17 protein-coding genes and 1 pseudogene are annotated in these 19499 nt (G+C 72.9%); 3 read left to right on the forward strand and 15 right to left on the reverse strand.

What is annotated here, in order from left to right:
• Positions 1–62 precede the first annotated feature (62 nt).
• The 8 genes from ACFYTE_RS05275 to ACFYTE_RS05310 form a co-directional block, all read right to left on the reverse strand.
• A complete protein-coding gene (locus tag ACFYTE_RS05275) occupies positions 63–2489 on the reverse strand; it encodes a lamin tail domain-containing protein (RefSeq protein ID WP_388705103.1) in 2427 nt (808 codons plus the stop codon).
• Positions 2490–2751: 262 nt separating this feature from the next.
• A complete protein-coding gene (locus ACFYTE_RS05280; protein ID WP_388705105.1) occupies positions 2752–3633 on the reverse strand; it encodes an SDR family oxidoreductase in 882 nt (293 codons plus the stop codon).
• A complete protein-coding gene (locus ACFYTE_RS05285) occupies positions 3630–4679 on the reverse strand; it encodes an acyl-CoA dehydrogenase family protein (protein ID WP_388705107.1) in 1050 nt (349 codons plus the stop codon). The genes ACFYTE_RS05280 and ACFYTE_RS05285 overlap by 4 nt, the downstream gene beginning before the upstream one ends.
• Positions 4680–4688: 9 nt before the next feature.
• On the reverse strand, positions 4689–5825 hold the full coding sequence (locus ACFYTE_RS05290; protein ID WP_388705110.1) for an acyl-CoA dehydrogenase family protein: 1137 nt from the start codon (positions 5823–5825) through the stop codon (positions 4689–4691).
• A 2-nt stretch (positions 5826–5827) separates the two neighbouring features.
• Positions 5828–6592 (reverse strand): enoyl-CoA hydratase family protein, encoded by a 765-nt coding sequence (locus tag ACFYTE_RS05295; protein ID WP_388705112.1) that lies wholly within the window; start codon positions 6590–6592, stop codon positions 5828–5830.
• Between the two features lie 50 nt (positions 6593–6642).
• A complete protein-coding gene (locus ACFYTE_RS05300; RefSeq protein WP_388705115.1) occupies positions 6643–7728 on the reverse strand; it encodes an NAD(P)H-dependent flavin oxidoreductase in 1086 nt (361 codons plus the stop codon).
• A gap of 23 nt (positions 7729–7751) precedes the next feature.
• Positions 7752–8903 (reverse strand): acetyl-CoA C-acetyltransferase, encoded by a 1152-nt coding sequence (locus ACFYTE_RS05305; RefSeq protein ID WP_388705118.1) that lies wholly within the window; start codon positions 8901–8903, stop codon positions 7752–7754.
• Between the two features lie 97 nt (positions 8904–9000).
• Positions 9001–9810 carry an SDR family oxidoreductase gene (locus ACFYTE_RS05310; protein ID WP_388705121.1) on the reverse strand — a complete coding sequence of 270 codons (810 nt, stop codon included), beginning with the start codon at positions 9808–9810 and terminating at the stop codon, positions 9001–9003.
• Between the two features lie 180 nt (positions 9811–9990).
• Here ACFYTE_RS05310 and ACFYTE_RS05315 point away from each other — a divergent pair, with 180 nt between their 5' ends.
• Together ACFYTE_RS05315 and ACFYTE_RS05320 are read left to right on the forward strand one after the other, a co-directional pair.
• Complete coding sequence (locus tag ACFYTE_RS05315; RefSeq protein ID WP_388705123.1) at positions 9991–10881, forward strand: CoA transferase subunit A; 891 nt, start codon at positions 9991–9993, stop codon at positions 10879–10881.
• A complete protein-coding gene (locus ACFYTE_RS05320; protein WP_388705125.1) occupies positions 10878–11654 on the forward strand; it encodes a CoA-transferase subunit beta in 777 nt (258 codons plus the stop codon). Before ACFYTE_RS05315 ends, ACFYTE_RS05320 begins: the two co-directional genes overlap by 4 nt.
• Here ACFYTE_RS05320 and ACFYTE_RS05325 read toward each other — a convergent pair.
• Together ACFYTE_RS05325 and ACFYTE_RS05330 are read right to left on the reverse strand one after the other, a co-directional pair.
• Positions 11641–12276, reverse strand: coding sequence for a TetR/AcrR family transcriptional regulator (locus tag ACFYTE_RS05325; protein WP_388705127.1), 636 nt, complete (start codon positions 12274–12276; stop codon positions 11641–11643). The genes ACFYTE_RS05320 and ACFYTE_RS05325 overlap by 14 nt on opposite strands.
• A 149-nt stretch (positions 12277–12425) precedes the next feature.
• A complete protein-coding gene (locus ACFYTE_RS05330) occupies positions 12426–13229 on the reverse strand; it encodes an SDR family oxidoreductase (protein WP_388705130.1) in 804 nt (267 codons plus the stop codon).
• Positions 13230–13393: 164 nt separating this feature from the next.
• Between ACFYTE_RS05330 and ACFYTE_RS05335 the strand changes: the two genes are divergently transcribed.
• A complete protein-coding gene (locus tag ACFYTE_RS05335) occupies positions 13394–14635 on the forward strand; it encodes an ROK family protein (protein ID WP_388705198.1) in 1242 nt (413 codons plus the stop codon).
• Positions 14636–14714: 79 nt separating this feature from the next.
• Here the strand turns inward: ACFYTE_RS05335 and ACFYTE_RS05340 are convergent, their stop codons facing one another.
• The 5 genes and pseudogenes from ACFYTE_RS05340 to ACFYTE_RS05360 form a co-directional block, all read right to left on the reverse strand.
• On the reverse strand, positions 14715–16100 hold the full coding sequence (locus ACFYTE_RS05340; protein ID WP_388705131.1) for a GH1 family beta-glucosidase: 1386 nt from the start codon (positions 16098–16100) through the stop codon (positions 14715–14717).
• A 31-nt stretch (positions 16101–16131) separates the two neighbouring features.
• On the reverse strand, positions 16132–16974 hold the full coding sequence (locus ACFYTE_RS05345; protein WP_388705134.1) for a carbohydrate ABC transporter permease: 843 nt from the start codon (positions 16972–16974) through the stop codon (positions 16132–16134).
• 6 nt (positions 16975–16980) lie between these two features.
• On the reverse strand, positions 16981–17934 hold the full coding sequence (locus tag ACFYTE_RS05350) for a carbohydrate ABC transporter permease (protein WP_388705135.1): 954 nt from the start codon (positions 17932–17934) through the stop codon (positions 16981–16983).
• Between the two features lie 11 nt (positions 17935–17945).
• Positions 17946–19205, reverse strand: a complete 1260-nt coding sequence (locus ACFYTE_RS05355) for an ABC transporter substrate-binding protein (protein WP_388705138.1) — start codon at positions 19203–19205, stop codon at positions 17946–17948.
• 108 nt (positions 19206–19313) lie between these two features.
• Positions 19314–19499 (reverse strand): annotated as a pseudogene (locus ACFYTE_RS05360) (xylose isomerase); the annotation flags it as partial.

A 19499-nucleotide genomic window follows, 5' to 3' on the forward strand; every position in this document is an offset into this window, starting at 1 on the left:
TGGCGCACACCTGTTGAGGTGTGCGCCACACGTCGTGGGGGGACCGGACGGGGTGGGGCCCGCTACTTGATGCGGACCACCTGCGGGTCGTGGTCGCTGCTCTGGTCGGAGAACTCGGCGTTGATGTGGACGACCTCGTAGTCCGGCTTCTTGATGGCGGGCGAGACCAGGATGTGGTCCAGGGTCTGCGAGTTGCCGTCGTACACGTAGCTGTAGCGCTCGTTCACGGGCAGCGTGTTGATCAGGTCCTTCAGGACCCCGCCTGCGGTCAGCGTGGCCAGCGGCTTGGAGAACTGGTAGTCGTTCAGGTCGCCGAGGACGACGATCTTCGCTTTCCTGTCCTTGGCGAGCAGGCTGCGCACGAAGGTGTTGACCTCCGTCGCCTGGGTGACGCGCTGGGTCTCGGAGCCGAGCACCGGCGGCTGGACTGCGCCGTGCACCGGCTGGTCGCCGCCCTTGGAGTTGAAGTGGTTGCCGACCACGAAGATCTGCTCACCGCGGAAGACGAACTCGCCGACCAGCGGCTTGCGGCTGCTCTTCCAGGCGCCGGAGGCGGGGTTGATCCTGCCCGGCGAGGCGGAGAGCCTGACGCCCTTCTTGCCGCCGCCGACGGCCTCGACGGCGGTGGTCGAGTCGCCGCCCGGCCGGTCGACGAAGGTGACGCGCTTCGGGTTGAACAGGAACACGTTGCGGATGTTGCCGCCCGGCTCGCCGCCGTCCTGGTCGTCGACCGGGTCGACGGAGCGCCAGTCGTACGCCGGGCCGCCGGCCGCCTTGATGGCCTCGATGAACTGGTCCATCGTCTTGTCGGCCGTGACCGTGCCGTCGTCCTTGGGACCGTTGTCGTCCTGGATCTCCTCCAGGCTCACGATGTCCGGGGAGGCCAGGTTCTTGACGACACCCTCGGCGAGCCGGTCGAACTTGCTCTGCGGGTCCATCGGGTCGAGGTTCTCGACGTTGTACGTGGCGACGGACAGCTCGTTCGACTTGGCCTTCTTCGCCACGTCCGGCGTGAGGCCGCCGGACGTGACCGTGCCGACCTGCGTCGCCTGGACGTTGTAGCCGCCGTAGCCGGAGTAGTCCACGGGACCCGCGGTGGTGCCGGTGAGCGTGTCGCCGACGTTCGCGTGCACCTGGTCACCGGTCAGCGGGGTGATCAGCAGACGGCCCGAGTTGGGGCTGTCGTAGCCCTTGTAGATCGTGCCGCCGCGCGGGGTCGGGTTCTGCTCGGGCTTGGTGGTGATCCACGTCTCGTTGTACGTGTTGGAGGCGCCCACCACCCGGGAGTCGCCGATCTGCACCCGCATGCCCTCGCGGGACTCCAGCCAGTCCAGCGCGTATGTGCCGGGCTTCAGCTCCAGGGAGTCGATGCGGCCCCCGTCGGCCTGCGGCGCGTATGCGTCGGGCAGCGTCTGCGCGTCGACGGCCTCCGCCGCCGGCAGCTTGTCGCCGGTGGAGAGCACGGCCGCGGTCGGGCCGGTCAGTTCGGTGACGGACTGTGAGCCGCCGCTCTGGCCGCCGGGGTAGTACTCGCTCACCTTGCCGGACACCAGCACCGAGTCGCCGACCTTGACGAGCGGAGTGGCGGAGCCCGTGAAGACGAAAAGGCCCTCACTGGTGGCGGGGTTCTGGTCCGGCTCGGGGTCCTGGATCCAGTAGCCCTTCGAGCCGGTGCTGCGCACACCGGTCACCACGCCGGGCACATGGGTGACGGTCTTGCCGTTCTGCGGCGAGGTCCGGGTGCTGCCCTGGATGTCGTGGATGCGCAGCGGGCCCGGGGTGGTGTCCGTGGGCGACGGGGTGGGCGTCGGCGACGGGTCGCCGCTGCCGCCGCCGGCCGCGTTGCGGGGGCTCGGGGTGCCGCCGGTGAAGTCGGCCGCGTTGTCGTCCGTGTCGGCGAGCGAGGCGGCGCGCGCGACGGAGGTGGTGTTGCTCGTGCCGGTGGCGGGGCCGCCCTCGCGGACCACGGCGGTGCCGAAGCCGACCAGGTCCTGCACGGTGCCGTCGGCCGCGCAGTCCGCGGCGGTCAGGCAGGTGAGCGCGGTGGTCGAGTGGACCAGCGCGACGGTGCCGCTGGTCGCCGACATGGCGATGGTCCCGGTGGCGTCCGGCGTCGGCAGGGCGGTGTCGCCCGCCGTGCCCTTGGCCTCCTGGACCAGGTAGTTGCCGCCCGCGGGGATGGCCCCGTCCAGCGGGGTGACCTGCCACTTGCTGCCGGCCGTGGGCGAGCCGCTGAGGTACTGCACGGACCAGCCACTCAGGTCGAACGGTGCGCCACCGGCGTTGCCCAGCTCGATGAAGTCGTTGGTGAGGGACGCCCCGGAGTTGCCACCGCCGCCGTAGACCTCGGAGACGACGGCGTCGGGCGAGGGGGCCGCCTGGGCGGTCAGGGGAAGGGCGATCAGTGATCCGGCGATGCCGAGGGGAAGGGCGATGAGGCCGGCCTTGGCGCCTCTGCCGCGCAGGCTCAGCGGTATGTGTGCAGACACGTGGGCTCTTTCATACGGGAGTCGGGACGACGCGACTGAACCGTGGGAGGTGGCGGAAGGCTTGTGCGTCGGCTGGAAAGATACGCGCGTAGATAGCCCGGTAACAAGGTGTTGTGCGGCTCAAGTACCGAGCGTTTCCCCAAGCGTTCACCGGACGTAACGTGGGTGCTCTCCGCTTCGCCTCCGCGACACGTTCGTACCGAAACAGGGGTGTTCATACCGATCGCGGGCCGTGAGCGGGTGCGGTGGCCAGGTGCGGCGGTCAGGTGCCGTGGACCGGGGCCGGCGCGGGCGCGTCGGCGAGCAGTCCGCGCACCGCGGCACCGACCTCCGCCGGGCGCCACCGGCGGTCGCGGACCGCCCGAGGGCCGTGCCGCCAGCCGTCGGCGACCCCGATCGTCCCGCCCTCGGCCTCGAAGAGGCGACCCGTCACATCGCCCGAGTCGGCCGACGCCAGCCACACCACAAGAGGGGAGACATTGCCGGGGTGCATGGCATCGAAGCCGGAATCCGGCGCGCGCATCCGGTCCGCGAAGGCGGCGACCGCCTCGGTCATCGGCGTACGGGCCGACGGCGCGATGGCGTTGACGGTCACCCCGTACCGGGCCGTCTCGGCGGCCGCGATCACGGTGAGCGCGGCGATGCCCGCCTTCGCGGCACCGTAGTTGCCCTGGCCGACGCTGCCCATCAGACCCGCGCCGGAACTGGTGTTGACGATCCGCGCGGCGACCGGCCGGCCCTGCTTGCTGCGCTCGCGCCAGTACGCCACCGCATGCCGGAGCGGCGCCGCATGCCCCTTGAGGTCCACCTTCAGCACCACGTCCCACTCCGCCTCGGACATGGACACCAGCATCCGGTCACGGTTGACGCCCGCGTTGTTCACCAGCGCGTCCAGCGTGCCGAAGGCCGCGACGGCCCGCTCCACCAGCGACCTCGCGTACGCCCAGTCGCTGACGTCGCCCAGGTCGGCGACGGCCGTTCCGCCGCCCGCCACGATCTCCTCGGCCACCCCGCGCGCCGCCTCCCCGAGGTCGTTGACCACGACCCGGGCGCCCTCGGCGGCCAGCGCCAGCGCGTGCTCACGGCCCAGGCCCCGACCGGCCCCGGTGACGACGACCACCCGGTCCTGACAGATTCCGGTCACCCGTGCATCCCTTCGCCGAGATCCGTCCCGCTCCCGTGGCCGGTGGGCCCGGTCAATCCGAGCCACCCCGCGACGAGTTCGCGGTGGTGCGCCGGGCCGCCCCAGTCGGCGGCCAGCGCCCAGGCCCGCTTCGCGTACAGATGGAGCGGGTACTGCGTGGTGTAGCCGATGGCCCCGTGGCACTGGAGCGCCGTACGGGCCGCAAGCCGCGCCGCGTCCGAGGCGAGTACCTTGGCCATCGAGGTGCGCACCGCGGCCTCGGCGTCGCCGGCCGCCTGCGCCCAGCCGGCCGCCAGCACCGCGGGACGGGCGAAGCGCAGCGCGACCTCCACGTCCGCCAGCGCGTGCTTGACCGCCTGGAACGAGCCCACCGGCACCCCGAACTGACGGCGCTCGCGGACGTGGGCCACGGTCAGTTCGAGCATCCGCGCACCGAGCCCGACCAGCAGCGCGGAGGTGGCCAGCACCCCGCGCCGCCACGCGGCGGCCAGCGCCTCGGGTCCCTCTGCCAGCAGCAGCCCGCCGCCGGCCGGCGCCGACACCAGGGCCGATGCGCGCGAGCCGTCGACCGAGGCGACCGGCTCGGCGCGCACCTCGCCGCGCTCGTACAGCCGCAGCCCGTCACCGGCGCGCACCACGATCAGCGCGGCGCGGGCGGCGAACGGCACCGGGGCGCCCTCCTGACGGGCCACGGCGACGAGGGACGATCCGCCCAGCACGGCGGCGAGCTGCGGTGCGCCCGCGGCGGCGAGCAGCGGGGCGCCGACGGCCACGGTCTCGGCCGCGGGCACCGGCGGCCCGGCCCGGCCGAGCGTCTCCATCAGCGGCGCCAGCGCGTTCTCGTCGAGGCCGAGACCGCCCGCCGCCTCGGGGACCAGAGCGGCCGGCATGCCGACCCCCGCGAGGGTCCGCCACAGGGCGTCCACCTGCGCGACCCGGCCACCGGGCCAGCCGGCCCTGATCAGTTCGGGCCCGCACCGCTTGGCCAGCACCTCGCCGACCGCCTCGGCCAGTACCGCGTCCCGTTCCGCCACGGCGAAGCGCATCGGTTCCGGTCACCTCCTGGGCAGGCCGAGCAGCCGCTCGGCGACGATGGTGCGCTGGATCTCATTGGTCCCGGCGTAGATCGGACCGGCCAGCGAGAACAGAAAGCCCCTGCTCCAGGGGCCGTCCGCCTCGGCCTCGGGACCCAGCAGATCCATGGCCGTCTCGTTGAGCCGGATGTCCAGTTCCGACCAGTACAGCTTGTTCAGGCTCGACTCCGCGCCCGCCTGCCGTCCCTCGACGGCCGAGGTGACCTGATCCAGGGTGAACAGCCGGTACGCCTCCGCCTCCATCCAGGACTGCGCCACCCGGTCCCGGTGCGGGCCCGGTCCGCCGGGCCGGGTCCGGGCCAGCTCCAGCAGCCGCCGGGCGGCGTCGAGATAGCGGCCGGGGGAGCGCAGCGTCAGCCCGCGTTCCGCACCGGTGGTGGCCATGGCGACCGACCAGCCCTGCCCGACGCCGCCGAGCACATCGGCGTCGGGGACGAAGACGTCGTCCAGGAACACCTCGGCGAAGCCCTCGTCGCCGTCGAGGCGTTCAAAGCCCCGCACGGTGACACCGGGCGCGTCCAGAGGGACGAGGAAATAGGTCAGCCCGCGATGCCGCTCGGCCCGCGGGTCGGTGCGGAACAGACCGAACAGATGGGTGCAGAACGCCCCGCGGGTGGTCCAGGTCTTCTGGCCCGTCAGCCGCCACCCGCCCGCCGCGGCGTCGCGGACCGCCCGGCTGCGCAGCCCGGCCAGATCGCTGCCGGCGTCCGGCTCCGACCACCCCTGCGCCCACAGGTCACGGGCGGCGGCCATCCGCGGCAGGATCCGCCGCCGCTGCTCGGGCGTGCCGAACTCGAACAGGGCCGGGGCGAGCAGGAAGATGCCGTTCTGGGTGACCCGCAAGGGCGCCCCGGCCCGGTAGTACTCCTCCTCGAAGATCAGCCACTGCCACACCGAGGCGTCCCGGCCACCGTACTCGCCGGGCCAGGACACCACCGCCCAGCGGGCCTCGAACAGCGCGCGTTCCCACTCCAGGTGGGCGGCGAACCCCTCGCGGGTGTCACCGGAGGGCAACGGCTCGCGCGGCACGTGCGCCGCGAGCCAGGCGCGCGCCTCGGCGCGGAACGCCTCCTCCTCGGGACTCCAGGTCAGGTCCATGCTCACGCCTCCCCGTCCCGGCCGCGGCCGAAGGTGTCGCGGACCCGGCGGGCGGCGCCGCTGAGCCCCAACTCGAAGGTGAAGCCCTGCTCGTAGCGGTAACTGCGCCTGACGTCCCACAGGTCGATGCCGTTCAGGGCCTCCTTGGCGGCGCGGATCACCAGCGGGTCCTTCGCGGCGATCTCGGCCGCCACCTCCAGCGCCCGCTCGCGCAGCCGCGCCTTCGGTACGACGTCCAGCACCGAACCGAACGCGTGCAGTTCGGCGGCCGTCGCGGTGGCGCAGGTGTACATCATGGCCCTGGCCCGGTGCGCCGGTACCAGCCGGGACAGATGGGTGGCGGCACCGAGCGCCCCCCGGTCCACCTCGGGCAGCCCGAAGTAGGCGTCCTGCGCGGCCACCACGACGTCCGCGTTGCCCACCAGGCCGACGCCGCCGCCCAGGCAGAAGCCGTGCACCGCCGCGACGACCGGGACCGGGCAGTCGTAGACCGCGGCGAACGCGGCGAAGCAGCCCCGGTTCACCCCGATCAGCGCGCTCTCGCCGGGGTCGGCCTGCAACTGTCTGATGTCGACCCCGGCGTTGAAGCCGCGGCCTTCGGCGCGCAGCACCACGACCCGCACCTCAGGGTCGTCGCCCAGCCGGTCCAGCTCCCGGGCCAGCCGGTACCAGCCAGCCACCGGCAGGGCGTTGACCGGCGGCCGGTCGACGACCAGTTCCGCGATGCCGCGGCCGTCGACGGCGGCCCTGACGATGTCCGTGCCCATGCGTTCTCCCGATGTGACGGCGGTCGGCGGGGCCGGCCCGGTGGGCCCGGTCACCGGCGTGCCGGGGCGGCGGTGAGCCCGGTGAGGACGGCGTCCGCCTCGGCGACGATCCGTTGGATCAGCTCCGCACAGCTCGGCAGGTCCTCGATGACGCCGACGACCTGTCCCGAGGCGAGGGTGCCGAGGTCGGTGCGTCCGTCGACCATGCTCGCGCGCAGCATCATGGGCGTGTTCGCCGCCATCAGGACCTGGGACCAGCCGAGGTCATGATGGCGGCGCCGCATCGCCAGGCCCTCGCGCACCAGGGCGGTCCAGGTCAGCCCGGACACCCGGCGGAAGGCGACGGCGTGCCGCACGGACCGCGCCAGCCGGGACACCGCCCCCTCATCGAGCAGCCGTTCCACCGGCTCGGTGCGCAGCACACGCTGCGGGACGCCGTCCAGCACCGAGGTGACCACGGTGTCGGTGACCCCGCGGCGCAGATACTCGGCCTTCACCGCGTCCCGGACGGTGCTGTCGCTGGTCAGCAGGAAGCGGGTGCCCATCGCGATGCCGACGGCGCCCTGGGCGAGCGCGGCGACCAGACCCCGGCCGTCCCGGAAGCCGCCGGCCGCGATCACCGGGATGTCGACGGCGTCCACCACCTGCGGGAGCAGGATCGAGGTGGGCACCGCCCCGGTGTGGCCGCCTCCTTCGTGGCCCTGGACGACCACCGCGTCCACGCCCCACGCCTGCACCTTCTCGGCGTGCCGGCGGGCGCCGACGGACGGGATGACCACCAGCCCCGCCTCCTTGAGCCGGCGGATGACGCGTTCGTCGGGGGCGCGGGCGAACGAGGCGACCCTGACGCCCTCGCGCACCAGGAGTTCGCCGCGTTCGAGGACGTCGGGGGCGTCGCCGCGGAAGTTGACGCCGAACGGGGCGTCGGTGCGTTCGCGCACGGTGCGGACGGCGGCGCGGGTCTCCTCCAGGGTGAGCGTCGCACCGGCCAGGATGCCGAGGCCGCCCGCCGCCGCCGTGGCGGCCGTCAGCTCCGGACCGGAGACATGTCCCATACCGGTCTGCACGATCGGGTACCGGACGCCGACGAGGTCGCACAGCGGGGTGTGCAGGGCGGGATGGACGGCGGCGGTCATACCGGGCTCCTTGTCACCTGTCGTCACAGCCGTTCGAGGATGGTCACATTGGCCTGGCCGCCGCCCTCGCACATGGTCTGCAGGCCGTAACGCCCGCCCGTGCGCTCCAGTTCGCCCAGCAGCGTGGTCATGAGCCGGGCGCCGGTGGCGCCGATGGGATGGCCGAGGGCGATGCCGCCGCCGTTGACGTTCACCTTGTCCGGGTCGGCGCCGGTCTCGGCGATCCAGGCCGCGACGACCGGGGCGAAGGCCTCGTTCACCTCGAACAGGTCGATGTCGTCGATGGACATCCCCGCCCTGCGCAGGGCGTGCCGGGTCGCCGGGATGGGGCCGGTGAGCATCCAGACCGGATCGTCGCCGCGGGCCGAGAGGTGCCGGATCCGGGCCCGTGGCGTCAACCCGTGCTCTCCGAGGGCCCGTTCGGAGGCGATGAGCAGGACCGAGGCGGCGTCGCAGACCGGGGAGGCGAGCGCCGCGGTGATCCGGCCGCCCTCGACGAGCGGGGGCAGCGCGGCCATCAGGTCCGGCGAGGTGTCGCGCCGCGGGCATGCGTCGGTGTCGAAGTCGCCGACCGGCTCGATCTCGGCCTTGAACCGGCCGGCGTCGATCGCACGCACCGCCCGCCGGTGGCTGCGCCAGGCATAGCGCTCCATGTCCTCGCGGCTCAGCCGCCATCTCGCGGCGATCAGTTCGGCGGCCCGGAACTGCGAGACCTCCTGGTCGCCGTAGCGGGCGCGCCAGCCGGGCGACTCGGCGAACGGGGTGCTGAAGCCGTAGCGCCGGCCCAGCGTCATGGCGGCCGATATCGGGATGGCGGACATGTTCTGCACTCCGCCCGCCACGATCAGGTCGGCGGTCAGCGACAGCACCGCCTGCGCCGCGAAGTGCACCGCCTGCTGGCCGGAGCCGCACTGCCGGTCGACCGTCACCCCCGGGACGTGCTCGGGCAGTCCGGCCACCAGCCAGGCCGTGCGCGCGATGTCGCCGGCCTGGGAGCCGACGGTGTCGCAGCAGCCAAGGATCACGTCGTCGACGGCACCGGGGTCGACGCCCGTGCGGCGCAGCAGCGCGCCGATGACATGGGCCGCGAGGTCCGCAGAGTGCAGCCCGGCGAGGGCACCGCCGCGGCGTCCCACGGGAGTGCGGACGGCGTCGACCACATAGGCGTCGGCCACGGGTTGCCTCCTTCTCAGACGTGCCCGTTCGTGCGTGCCGGTTTGTGCGTGCCGCTCGTGCGCGCCGGTGTGTGCGTGCCGGTTCGTGCGTGCCGGTTCAGGGGTGCCGGCTGCTGACCGACACGACCTCGCCGGTCATGTACGAGGAGTAGTCGCTGGCCAGGAAGACCATGACGTTGGCCACCTCCCAGGGCTCGGCGGGCCGGCCGAACGCCTCCCGGCCCTTGAGCGTGTCGAGCATTTCCTCGGTCGTGACCTTCGCCAGGAACGGATGCAGGGCCAGGCTCGGGGACACCGCGTTGACCCGGATCCCGTGCCCGGCCAGGTCCAGCGCGGCGCAGCGGGTGAGGGCCATCACCCCCGCCTTGGCCGCCGCGTAGTGCGCCTGCCCCTCCTGGGCCCGCCAGCCCACCACCGAGGCGTTGTTGACGATGACACCGCTCCGGCCCGCGCGGACCATCCGGTTGCCGGCCGCGCGGACGCAGCGGAACGTGCCGGTGAGGGTGATGTCCAGGACCCGTGACCACTGTGCGTCGCTCAGGTCGAGGACGCTCGCGGTGCCCCCCAGCCCGGCGTTGTTGACCATCACGTCGACCCCGCCGAACGCCTCCGCCGCGTCCAGCAGGCCGCCGACCTGGCGTTCGTCGGTGACGTCGCAGACCACCGCGGCCACCCGGTCCCTGCCGAACTCCTCGCCCAGCCGGCCGAGTGCCTCGGTGAGCCGGCGCTCGTGGACGTCGCCCAGCACGACCGCGCCCGCGTCCTCCTCCAGGCAGCGGCGCACCATCGCGGATCCGATGCCCGCGCCCGCCGCGGCGGTGACCACCACGGTCTTGCCCGTGAGCAGACCGTGTCCGGGCACGTATCCCGGTACGGACGGCCCGCCTCCGCTCCAGTTCGGGTCCACGGTGGTCACCGTACCCCACCAAGCATTTGTTTGGTCAATGCCTGTGCCGAGGCGTGGTCGGTCGAAGTCGCTTCGGGGGGAGGGGCGTTGGGTCTGGTGGCCTGGCCAAGCAAGCGCTAGGTTGTAGCGCGCCTCGGCTTCCCGGATCCGGTGCGGTACACCGTGCGAGAGGAGGACTTCATGGGTGACAAGACGATGCCCCTGGACGACTTCGCGGCGACGATCGAGTCGGGCATGACCGTCGGGATCGGCGGCTGGGGGTCCCGGCGCAAGCCCATGGCGCTGGTGCGCGCGCTTCTGCGCAGCGACGTACGCGAGCTGACCGTGGTCTCGTTCGGCGGCCCCGACGTCGGCCTGCTGTGCGCCGCGGGCAAGGTGCGCAGGCTCGTGCACGGCTTCGTCTCGCTCGACAGCATCGCGCTCGACCCGCACTTCCGGGCCGTGCGGGAGCGGGGCGCCGTCGAGACCACGGAGTACGACGAGGGGATGCTCGTCACCGGTCTGCGGGCCGCCGCACAGCGGCTGTCGTTCCTGCCCACCCGGGCCGGACTCGGCTCCGACGTGCTGACCATGAACCCCCACCTGGTGACGATCGCCTCCCCGTACACCGGCGAGGAGTACGTCGCGATGAAGGCGCTCCCGCTCGACGCGGCCCTCGTGCACGTCAACCGGGCCGACGCGGCGGGCAACGCCCAGTACCTGGGCCCGGACCCGTACTTCGACGACCTCTTCGCGATGGCCGCGGACCGCTGCTATGTGAGCGCCGAGCGGGTCGTGCCGCCGCGGGAGCTGTCGGCCGCGGGTCCCGCGCAGTCCCTGTTGATCAGCCGCATCTTCGTGACCGCGGTGATCGAGACGCCGGGCGGCGCCCACTTCACCTCGTGCGAGCCCGACCACCGGCGGGACGAGGCGTTCCAGGCGCACTACGCCGCGGCCGCCCGGGACCCCGCCGCGTGGCGGCTGTTCCGGCGGACGTTCCTCGACGGGGACGAGGCGGACTATCACAAGGCCGTGGCCGAGTTCCACGCCGGGCACGGCGGACCGGACGGCACAGGGAGGGCGCGGCGATGACCGGGATCACCCGGGCCGAGGTGTGTGCCGCGGCATGCGCCGACGCCTGGCGGGACGCCGGGGAGGTGCTCGCCCACGCGGTCGGCGTCCTGCCCGGCCTCGGGGCGCGGCTCGCGCGGATGACGACCAATCCGGACCTGGCCCTCACCGACGGCGAGGCGTACTTCATGAGCGAACCGCCGCCGCTCGGCCGGACCGCCGCGCACGGCGGCGTCATCGAGGGCTGGGTGCCGTTCGGCCGGGTCTTCGACATCGTCGCCGCCGGCCGGCGGCGGAGCATGATGGGTGCCGCGCAGCTCGACGCCTACGGCAACCAGAACATCTCTCTCATCGGCGACCGGCGGCACCCCACCCGGCAGCTGATCGGCGTGCGCGGCGCCCCCGGCAACACGGTCAACCACCGCACCGACTACTGGGTGGCCCGGCACTCGCCCAAGGTGTTCGTGGAGAAGGTCGACGTGGTGTGCGGGGTGGGCAACGACCGCGCCAGGGCGGGCGGCGGGCTCCGGTTCCACGACCTCGGCGTGGTGATCACCGACCTGGCGGTGCTCGACTACGGGGACGACGGACGGCTGCGCATCCGCTCGGTGCACCCCGGCGTCACGGTCGCGGAGGTCCGCCGGAACACGGGCTTCGACCTGGCGGGTGCCGGTGCCACCGAGACCCGGCTGCCGGACGCCGCGGAACTGCGGCTCATCCGTGAGGTGATCGACCCGGAGGGGCTGCGCAACCGGGAGGTGCCCGCCGCCGGGCCCGGACTCACGGGGCGGTGAGCCCGCCGTACAGGACGCGCAGATACTGCTCGGCGACGGCCTCGTGCCGGAACCTGCCGCGCGGCCGGTACCAGCGCACGGCGCACCACACGGTGTCCCGGATGAACCGGTAGGTCAGGCTCGCGTCGACGTCGGCGCGGAACACCCCCGACCGCTGACCGGCGGTCAGGGCGCGCAGCCAGATCTTCTCGATCTTCCTGCCCATCTGGTCGACGTACTCGAATCCGGGCTGGCCGCTCAGCGCGCCCGACTCGTTCTGGTAGAGCGCGACGGCCTGCGGTGTCTCGTGGATGACCGTGAACGAGTGCTGGACGAGCTGGTCCAGCACCTGCCTGGGGTCCTGCGCCTCCCGCTCGATCGCGGTGAAGCGCACAAGCAGCCGCCCGAGGAAGTCGTGCAGGATCTCGTGCAGCATCTCCTCCTTGGAACTGAAGTGGTGGTAGAGACTGCCCGACAGGATGCCCGCCTCGTCGGCGATGTCCCGGACGGTGGTCTGGGCGTAGCCGCGGCCGGCGAACAGGCCGGCCGCGATCTGCAGCAGCTCCGCCCGGCGGTCCGAACCGCCGCTGCCCGCCCGCGCACCGTTGCGGGCCGCCGTGCGCACCGGGCGCCGTACCGCCATGTCGTGGTCCCTCCTGCCGGGTTCGGCCCCGGCCGGCCAGTGTGCGCTCCATCGTGCCACAGGGCGCCCGGGCCCCCGCGGGCCCGGACCGGCTCCGGCCGGCCCACACCGGGACACCGGCCACCGCGCACGGGCCCGCGGGCCCGCGTTCACCGTTCGGGCGTACGAGCCGCCTGCGCCCCGGCGTTCGGTGTGTGCCGCAGGAAAGCCGGCCACTCGCCGCCCCCGTCGACGTTGAGGACGGCACCCGTGATGTGCGCGGCGAGCGGCGAGGCGAGCATCAGACAGGCCGCTCCGATGTCCTCGGGCCGGGCGAAGACCCCGCGCGGGATCGTGGCCGCCACCCGGGCGGTCTGCTCGGCGTCGCCGTAGTGGTCGGCCGCCCCGGGCGTGGCCACAAGACCGCAGCTGACCGCGTTGACCCGCACTCGCGGCGCCCACTCCACGGCCAGGCTCGCGGTCAGGCTCTCCAGGGCGGCCTTGGCCGCCCCGTAGACGGCCGTGCCCGGACTGGGCCGCCGGGCGCTCAGGGAGGTGATGTTCACGACGACGCCGCCGTCGTCCTGGCCGGCCATGACCGGGAAGACCTCGCGGCACACGAAGACCGGGGCGAGGAAGTTGAGGTCGGTGACCCTGCGGTGGAAGCGGGGCGAGGCGGTGGCGAAGTCGGCGAAGGGCGCGCCGCCGGCGTTGTTCACCGCGACGTCGATCCGGCCGTGCCGCGCGGCGGTGTCCGCCACCCAGCGGGCCACGGCGTCCGGGTCGCGGACGTCGACCCGGCTGAAGCGCACCGCCCCGCCGCCGGCCGCGGTGCGGACCCGCGGGGCGGTGCGGCCGCAGACCTCGACGTGGGCCCCCGCCCGCAGGAACACCGCCGCGATCCCGGCGCCGACGCCCCTGGTGCCTCCGGTGACCAGGACGACCCGGTCCGTCATGTCCAACTGGAGCGGCATGGCGCCACCCTAGCGCCGTCAACCAAACAAACGCTAGGTCGGTGAGCTGGATCCGCGCGGGCGCGCCGGGCGGCCGTCCGGCGCGGTGCGGACCGGCCGTCCGGCGCGTACCGCACCGGGGCGAACGCGGCTTCACCAGCGGCATCGCTACGCTCGACAGCACGATGAACAACAACCTGACCCCCCTGGGACCGAAGGCCGACAAGGCAACGGTCAGACGGCACAACCTCAGCCTGGTGCTGCGGGCCGTGCACGACGCGGGCGAGGCGACACGTGCCGGGATCGCGACGCGCGTCGGCCTGACCAGGGCCGCCGTGTCCTCGCTCGTCGAGCAGCTGCTGGAGTACGGCTTCGTCACCGAGTGGGGCAAGACGAGCAGCGGCCAGGTGGGGCGTCCGGGCACCGTGCTCAAGGTGGCCAGGACCGGCCCCGCAGGTCTTGGCGCGGAGATCAACGTCGACTACATCGCCGTGTGCGTCGTCGATCTGGCCGGCACGGACCGTGTCCGGCTCGTGGAACATGTCGACAACCGCGTCGTGGAGCCGTCCGAGGTGCTGGCCCGCGCCGCCCAGCTGGCCGCGCGGGCCCTCGGGTCGGCCGCCGAGCAGGGCCTCGTCCCGGCCGGCGCGCACGTCGCCGTGCCGGGCCTGGTGACCGGCGGTACCGTGCGCCAGGCACCCAATCTCGGCTGGACGCGGGTCGCGATCGAGGGGCTGTTCGCCCAGGCGCTGCTCGCGCTGCGGCCCGCGCACCGCCCGCTGCCGGTCAGCTCCGACAACGAGGCGAACGCCGCCGCGCTCGCCGAGCTGTGGTACGGCGCCGGCACCGAGGGCGTGCGCAGCTTCCTGTATCTGACCGGGGAGATCGGCATCGGCGGCGCGCTGGTGCTCGGCGGCGAACTGCTGCGCGGCGCGCACGGCTTCGCCGGGGAGATCGGGCACATGGTGGTCGACCCGGACGGCCCGCTGTGCCGCTGCGGGGCCCGGGGCTGCCTGGAACAGTACGCCGGGCAGGCCGCCCTGCTGGAGGCCGCGGGCATCGGCAGCGACGCGGGTCTGCTGGGCGTGGCCGAGCTGCGGCGGCGGGCCGGGCGGGCGGATCCGGCCGTGCTGTCCGCGATCGAGCGGGCCGGGCGGCAGCTCGGCGTCGTGGTGTCGGGCGCGGTCAACCTGTTCGACCCGGACGCGGTGATGCTCGGCGGCATCTACCGTGAGCTGATGGACTGGCTCGCGCCGGCCGTGGAGGCGGAACTCGCCCGCCGGGTGGTGTCGGGCCTGTGGAACCAGGACCGTACCCGGCTGCGGGCGTCGTCCCCGCTGGGCGACGCGGCCCGCGGCGCGGCCGGCGTGATCGTGCGGGAGGTGCTCGCCGATCCGGCGGCGTACGCCGAACGCGACGAGGACTGAGCAGAACCACCGGGATCACCGGGAGGCGGCCGGAAGCCGGCGAACGGGGCCGCCGGGTCCGGCCGGCGGCCCCGCACCGTCAGCCGCGGCCCGGCTGGGCGGCGATCATCGCCCGGTACCAGTGGTAACTGTCCTTCGGGGTGCGCCGCTGGGTGTCGTAGTCGACCCGGACGATGCCGAAGCGCTTGTCGTAGCCGAAGGCCCACTCGAAGTTGTCGAGAAGGGACCACACGTAGTAGCCGCGCACATCGACGCCGGCGTCCATGGCCGCCCGCAGCGCGGACAGATGGTCGCGCAGATAGGCGACCCGGTCGTCGTCGTGCACGCCGCCGTCGGCGCCCACCGTGTCGTCCTCGGCCGAGCCGTTCTCCGTGATGTGGATCGGCGGCAGCGCCCGGCCGTACCGCTGCTTCAACGACACCAGCAGGTCCGTGAAGGTGTCAGGGGCGACCGGCCAGTCCATCGCCGTGTGCCGGACGCCGGGGAGCCGCGCCTCCGCGTAGCGGTTGTCCGTGGCGGTGCGCTCGGCGGGATCGGCCTCCCGCAGCGGGGCGTCGGCGACCACGATGGGCCGGTAGTAGTTGACGCCGAGGAAGTCCAGCGGCTGCGAGACCAGTTCGAGGTCGCCGTCCCGCCGGAAGTCCTGACCGGTGATCAGCTCGCCCCAGGTGTCCTCCTCCGTGTCCGGGTAGCGGCCGGCGAGCAGCGGCTCGGTCCATACGAGGTTGTGCTGGGTGTCGGCCCGGACGACGGCCGCCAGGTCCGCGGCGGAGCCGGAGGCCGGCAGGTTGCGGTCGAGGTTGAGGGTGATGCCCACCTCGCGCACCCCCGCCGCCCGCAGCTCCCGCACGGCCAGGCCGTGCCCGACCAGCAGATGGTGCGCGGCGGCAAGGGCGCCGCGGCCCTCACGGGCGCCCGGGGCGTGCCGGCCGATGGAGTAGCCGAGGAACGCGCTGCACCACGGCTCGTTGAGGCTGATCCAGCGCGGCACCCGGTCGCCCAGGTGCGCGGCGACGACGGCCGTGTACTCGGCGAACCGCTCCGCCGTCGAGCGCACCCGCCAGCCACCCTGGTCCTCCAGCGCCTGCGGCAGGTCCCAGTGGTAGAGGGTGGCGGCCGGTTCGATGCCCGCCGCCAGCAGTTCGTCGACCAGCCGGGAGTAGAAGTCCAGGCCCTTGGGGTTCACCGGGCCGCTGCCGTCGGGCACGATGCGCGGCCAGGCGATCGAGAAGCGGTACGAACCGACGCCCAGGTCGCGCAGCAGGGCGACGTCCTGCGGATAGCGGTGGTAGTGGTCGCAGGCCACGTCGCCGGTGTCGCCGCCCGCCACCAGGCCGGGCGTGTGGCTGTAGGTGTCCCAGATCGACGGGCCACGGCCGTCCTCCCGGGCCGCGCCCTCGATCTGGTACGAGGCGGTCGCGGCGCCGAACACGAAGCCGGGCGGGAAGGCGGGGAAGTCAGTCATACGGGAGAACCCATCTCGATGCGGACGGTGGTCACTTGACGGAACCGCCGGTGATGCCGGCGGCGATGTACTTCTGGGCGAGGACGAGCAGGATCGCCGCCGGGATCGCGGACAGCACGGACGCGGCCATCACCGAGCCCCAGTCCCCGACGTGTGCGCCGATGTACTGGTAGATGCCCAGCGTGACCGGTTTGACGTCGTCGGTGGTGTTCAGGGTGAGCGCGAACATGAAGTCGCTCCAGGAGAACAGGAACGCGAACAGCCCGGACGTGATCAGGGAGTTGCGGCTCATCGGCAGCACGACCCGCACGAACGTGCGCACCGGGCCCGCGCCGTCGACCTCAGCGGCCTCGATGACCTCGGCCGGGATCGACACCATGAAGGAGCGCATCAGCACGATCGAGAACGGGATGCCGAGCGAGGCGTCCGCGAGCATCAGGCCGAAGTAGGAGTTGACCAGGCCCAGGTCGACGTACGAGTTGTAGAGCGCGTTGGCGATGACGATGCCCGGCACCATCTGGGTGATCAGCGTGCCGAACACGATGGTGCGCGAGCCACGCAGGCCGAACCGGGCCAGCCCGTACGCCGCCGGGGCCGCGACGGTCAGACAGATGACGACGGCGCCGAGCGAGACCACCAGCGAGGTCAGCAGATGCCCGCCCTGGTCGGTCACGGCCTTGGAGAAGCCGGACAGGTCCAGGCTGCCCGGCACCGGGTCGACCTGGAGCAGGCCGGACTCGGGCTGGAGCGCGGTGTTCAGCATCCAGTACAGCGGGAAGAGCATCACGCACAGGATGAGCACCCCCGCCACGGTGGAGCCCAGGCGCCGCCTGGGGCCCCGCGGCTCGGCGGCGACCGGTGTGTCAGCGGCCATCGTGGATCACTTCCCCTCGGTGCGGTTGGCCCGCAGATAGAACACCGCGAACACCGCGGAGATCAGGATGAGTATGTTGCCGACGACCGCGCCCGCTCCGAAGTCCAGCTGGACGAACGAGTTCTGGTAGGTGAGCGTGCCCAGGGTCTGGGTGGCGTCGGCGGGGCCGCCGTCGGTCAGCGCCAGGATCAGGTCCAGGATCTTCACGGTCGACATGAAGCCGAGCACGAGGACCACCGTGATCACCGGCCGCAGCATCGGCAGGGTGATGGAGCGGAACGTCCGCCAGGCCGAGGCGCCGTCCAGGGCGGCCGCCTCGTACAGCTCTCTGGGGATCTCCTGGAGGCCGCCGTACAGGATGACCATGTTGAACGGGATGCCGATCCAGATGTTCACCAGGATCACCGACAACAGCGCCATGCTCGGGCTGGTCAGCCAGGGGGTGTGGCCGCCGAGACCCAGAGTGTCGAGGAAGGAGTTGAGCACCCCGGTGTCCTGGTCGAGGATGCGCCGCCACACGATGCCCGACACCACCATCGGCACCAGCCAGGGCAGCAGGATCAGCGAGCGCAGCACCCCGTTCAGCGGGAAGCGGCGGTTGAAGAACACGGCGAGCGCGAGACCGATGCAGAACTGTCCGAGCAGCGAGCCCGCGGTGAAGACGAGGGTGTGCCACAGCGCCTTGCCGAACAGGGCGTCCCGGAACACATGGGACCAGTTGTCGGTGCCGTTGAAGGGGGCGTCGCCGGTGAAGAACGTCTTCGGCGTGTAGTGCTGGAAGCTCATCACGACGTTCCGGACGAGCGGGTAGCCGAAGAACAGGAGCATGAAGACGACCGCGGGGGCGACGAACCCCCACTGGGCGAGCCGGCGCCGGCGCCGCTGCCGGACCGGGTCCGGTGCGCCGGCCGTGCGGGACGCCGGGGCGGCGGCCGGGGCGGTGACGGTGGACGTGGTCATGTGCGCGTACCTCAGTTCCCGCTCGTGGCCCGCTGCTGGGCCCGCGTGAGGGCGGCCTGGCTGGACTGCCCGGTCAGGGCGGACTGGAAGGCGCTCTGCAGGGCGAGCGAGACGCTCGACCAGCCGGCGCCGAGTTTGGCCGTACGGGACCGCGCTGCGGCGACCTGGTCGGCGAGGGCGTCCAGCTCGGGCACCCGCTTGCGCCAGACGGCGGCCGCCTTCTCGTTGGCGGGGACCATCCAGCTGTTGAGCGCGTAGGTCAGCTGCTCCTTCTGGCCGGACAGACACGCGACGATCTTGGCGGCCGTCCGCTCCCGCTGCCCGTCCCCGGTGTTGGGCACGGTGAGCACGGCGCCGCCGAGCGGGCCGACCGACGCGTCACCGGCCTTCGGCACCGGGATCTGCGCGATGCCCCAGTGCAGGGACTTCTTGGTGTTGAGGGTCTCGACCTGCCACGGCCCGTTGATCATCATGGCCGCGTTGCCCGCCATGAACTGGTCGTTGACGTCCGCCTGCGTCCAGCTGACCGTGGACTTCGACAGCGAGCCGTCCTTCAGCAGGCTCTTCCAGTAGTCGAGGGCGGCCACGACCTGCGGGCTGTCCAGCCGGGTCTCGTCGCCGCCGTTGGACCACATGAACGGGGTGAACTGGAAGACGCCGTCCTCGGCGCCGCCCGCGCTGAGCGCCACGCCGTAGCGCTTGCCCTGGGTGAGCTTCTGCGCGGTCGCCCGCAGCTCGGCCCAGGTGGTGGGGACCGGCAGCCCGGCCTCGTCGAGGACGTCCTTGTTGTAGAAGAGCGCGAGGGTGTTCACGGACCGGGCCGCGCCGTAGTACGTCCCCTTGTAGGAGCCGAAGTTGACGATTCCCTCCGGGATGTCCCGGGTGCTCAGCCCGAGCGTTCTGAGGTCGACCAGACCGCCGGCCTCGGCGAAGGTCGGCATCTCGGAGGCGTCGAACTGCACGATGTCCGGCAGGGACTTGGAGGAGGCCATGCGCAGCGCCTTCGTCATCACCTGCGCGGCCGGAACGCTCTGCTGCTCGATGGTGACGCCCAGCTGCTTGCCGCAGCGGCCCATGGCCTCGGCGTCCCAGCGGTGGTACGACTCGTCGGTCGAGGAGTTCATCACGGTGTACACGCGGGCGTCGCGCTGCTGTCCGCAGCCGGTCAGCGCCGCCGCGGAGACCAGGACGGAGACTGCGGCGAGCGGCGCGACGACTCGGCGCGAGCGTCCGCGCCCGCCGCGCGCGGCGGCGGGAGGATGTGCTGTCACGGTGGGTGCCCTTGGGTGCGAGGGGGTGCCGGCCCGCCCGCACGACCACTGTGTCGCACGGGGGTTGGGGGAGCGGTCCGCGGGCACCGGCCGGCCCGCGGCGGGGAGTCAGCGGACGCCGAGGAGGTGGTCCATGGCGAGTTGGTCGAGGTGTTCGAAGGCCATGCCGCGGGCGGCGGCGGTCTCGGTGTCGAAGTCCTCGTAGGCGGTGCGGTCTTCGAGGAGGGCGTTCAGGCCGTCGGCGGCGGTGGGCAGGGCGAGCTGGTCGAGGCGGGCGGCCTTGAGGGCGTCCTG

This window comes from Streptomyces sp. NPDC004629 (assembly GCF_042873595.1).
Taxonomy (GTDB): domain Bacteria; phylum Actinomycetota; class Actinomycetes; order Streptomycetales; family Streptomycetaceae; genus Streptomyces.

What these genes read in the sequence shown, in the direction of transcription:
- ACFYTE_RS05330 (WP_388705130.1), bottom strand. Translation starts at nt 13,229, where the DNA reads ATGCCGCTCCAGTTGGACATGACGGACCGGGTCGTCCTGGTCACCGGA.
- ACFYTE_RS05340 (WP_388705131.1), bottom strand. Translation starts at nt 16,100, where the DNA reads ATGACTGACTTCCCCGCCTTCCCGCCCGGCTTCGTGTTCGGCGCCGCG.
- ACFYTE_RS05345 (WP_388705134.1), bottom strand. Translation starts at nt 16,974, where the DNA reads ATGGCCGCTGACACACCGGTCGCCGCCGAGCCGCGGGGCCCCAGGCGG.
- ACFYTE_RS05290 (WP_388705110.1), bottom strand. Translation starts at nt 5,825, where the DNA reads ATGGACCTGACCTGGAGTCCCGAGGAGGAGGCGTTCCGCGCCGAGGCG.
- ACFYTE_RS05295 (WP_388705112.1), bottom strand. Translation starts at nt 6,592, where the DNA reads ATGGGCACGGACATCGTCAGGGCCGCCGTCGACGGCCGCGGCATCGCG.
- ACFYTE_RS05320 (WP_388705125.1), top strand. Translation starts at nt 10,878, where the DNA reads ATGACCGGGATCACCCGGGCCGAGGTGTGTGCCGCGGCATGCGCCGAC.
- ACFYTE_RS05335 (WP_388705198.1), top strand. Translation starts at nt 13,394, where the DNA reads ATGAACAACAACCTGACCCCCCTGGGACCGAAGGCCGACAAGGCAACG.
- ACFYTE_RS05315 (WP_388705123.1), top strand. Translation starts at nt 9,991, where the DNA reads ATGGGTGACAAGACGATGCCCCTGGACGACTTCGCGGCGACGATCGAG.
- ACFYTE_RS05300 (WP_388705115.1), bottom strand. Translation starts at nt 7,728, where the DNA reads ATGACCGCCGCCGTCCATCCCGCCCTGCACACCCCGCTGTGCGACCTC.
- ACFYTE_RS05350 (WP_388705135.1), bottom strand. Translation starts at nt 17,934, where the DNA reads ATGACCACGTCCACCGTCACCGCCCCGGCCGCCGCCCCGGCGTCCCGC.
- ACFYTE_RS05325 (WP_388705127.1), bottom strand. Translation starts at nt 12,276, where the DNA reads ATGGCGGTACGGCGCCCGGTGCGCACGGCGGCCCGCAACGGTGCGCGG.
- ACFYTE_RS05285 (WP_388705107.1), bottom strand. Translation starts at nt 4,679, where the DNA reads ATGCGCTTCGCCGTGGCGGAACGGGACGCGGTACTGGCCGAGGCGGTC.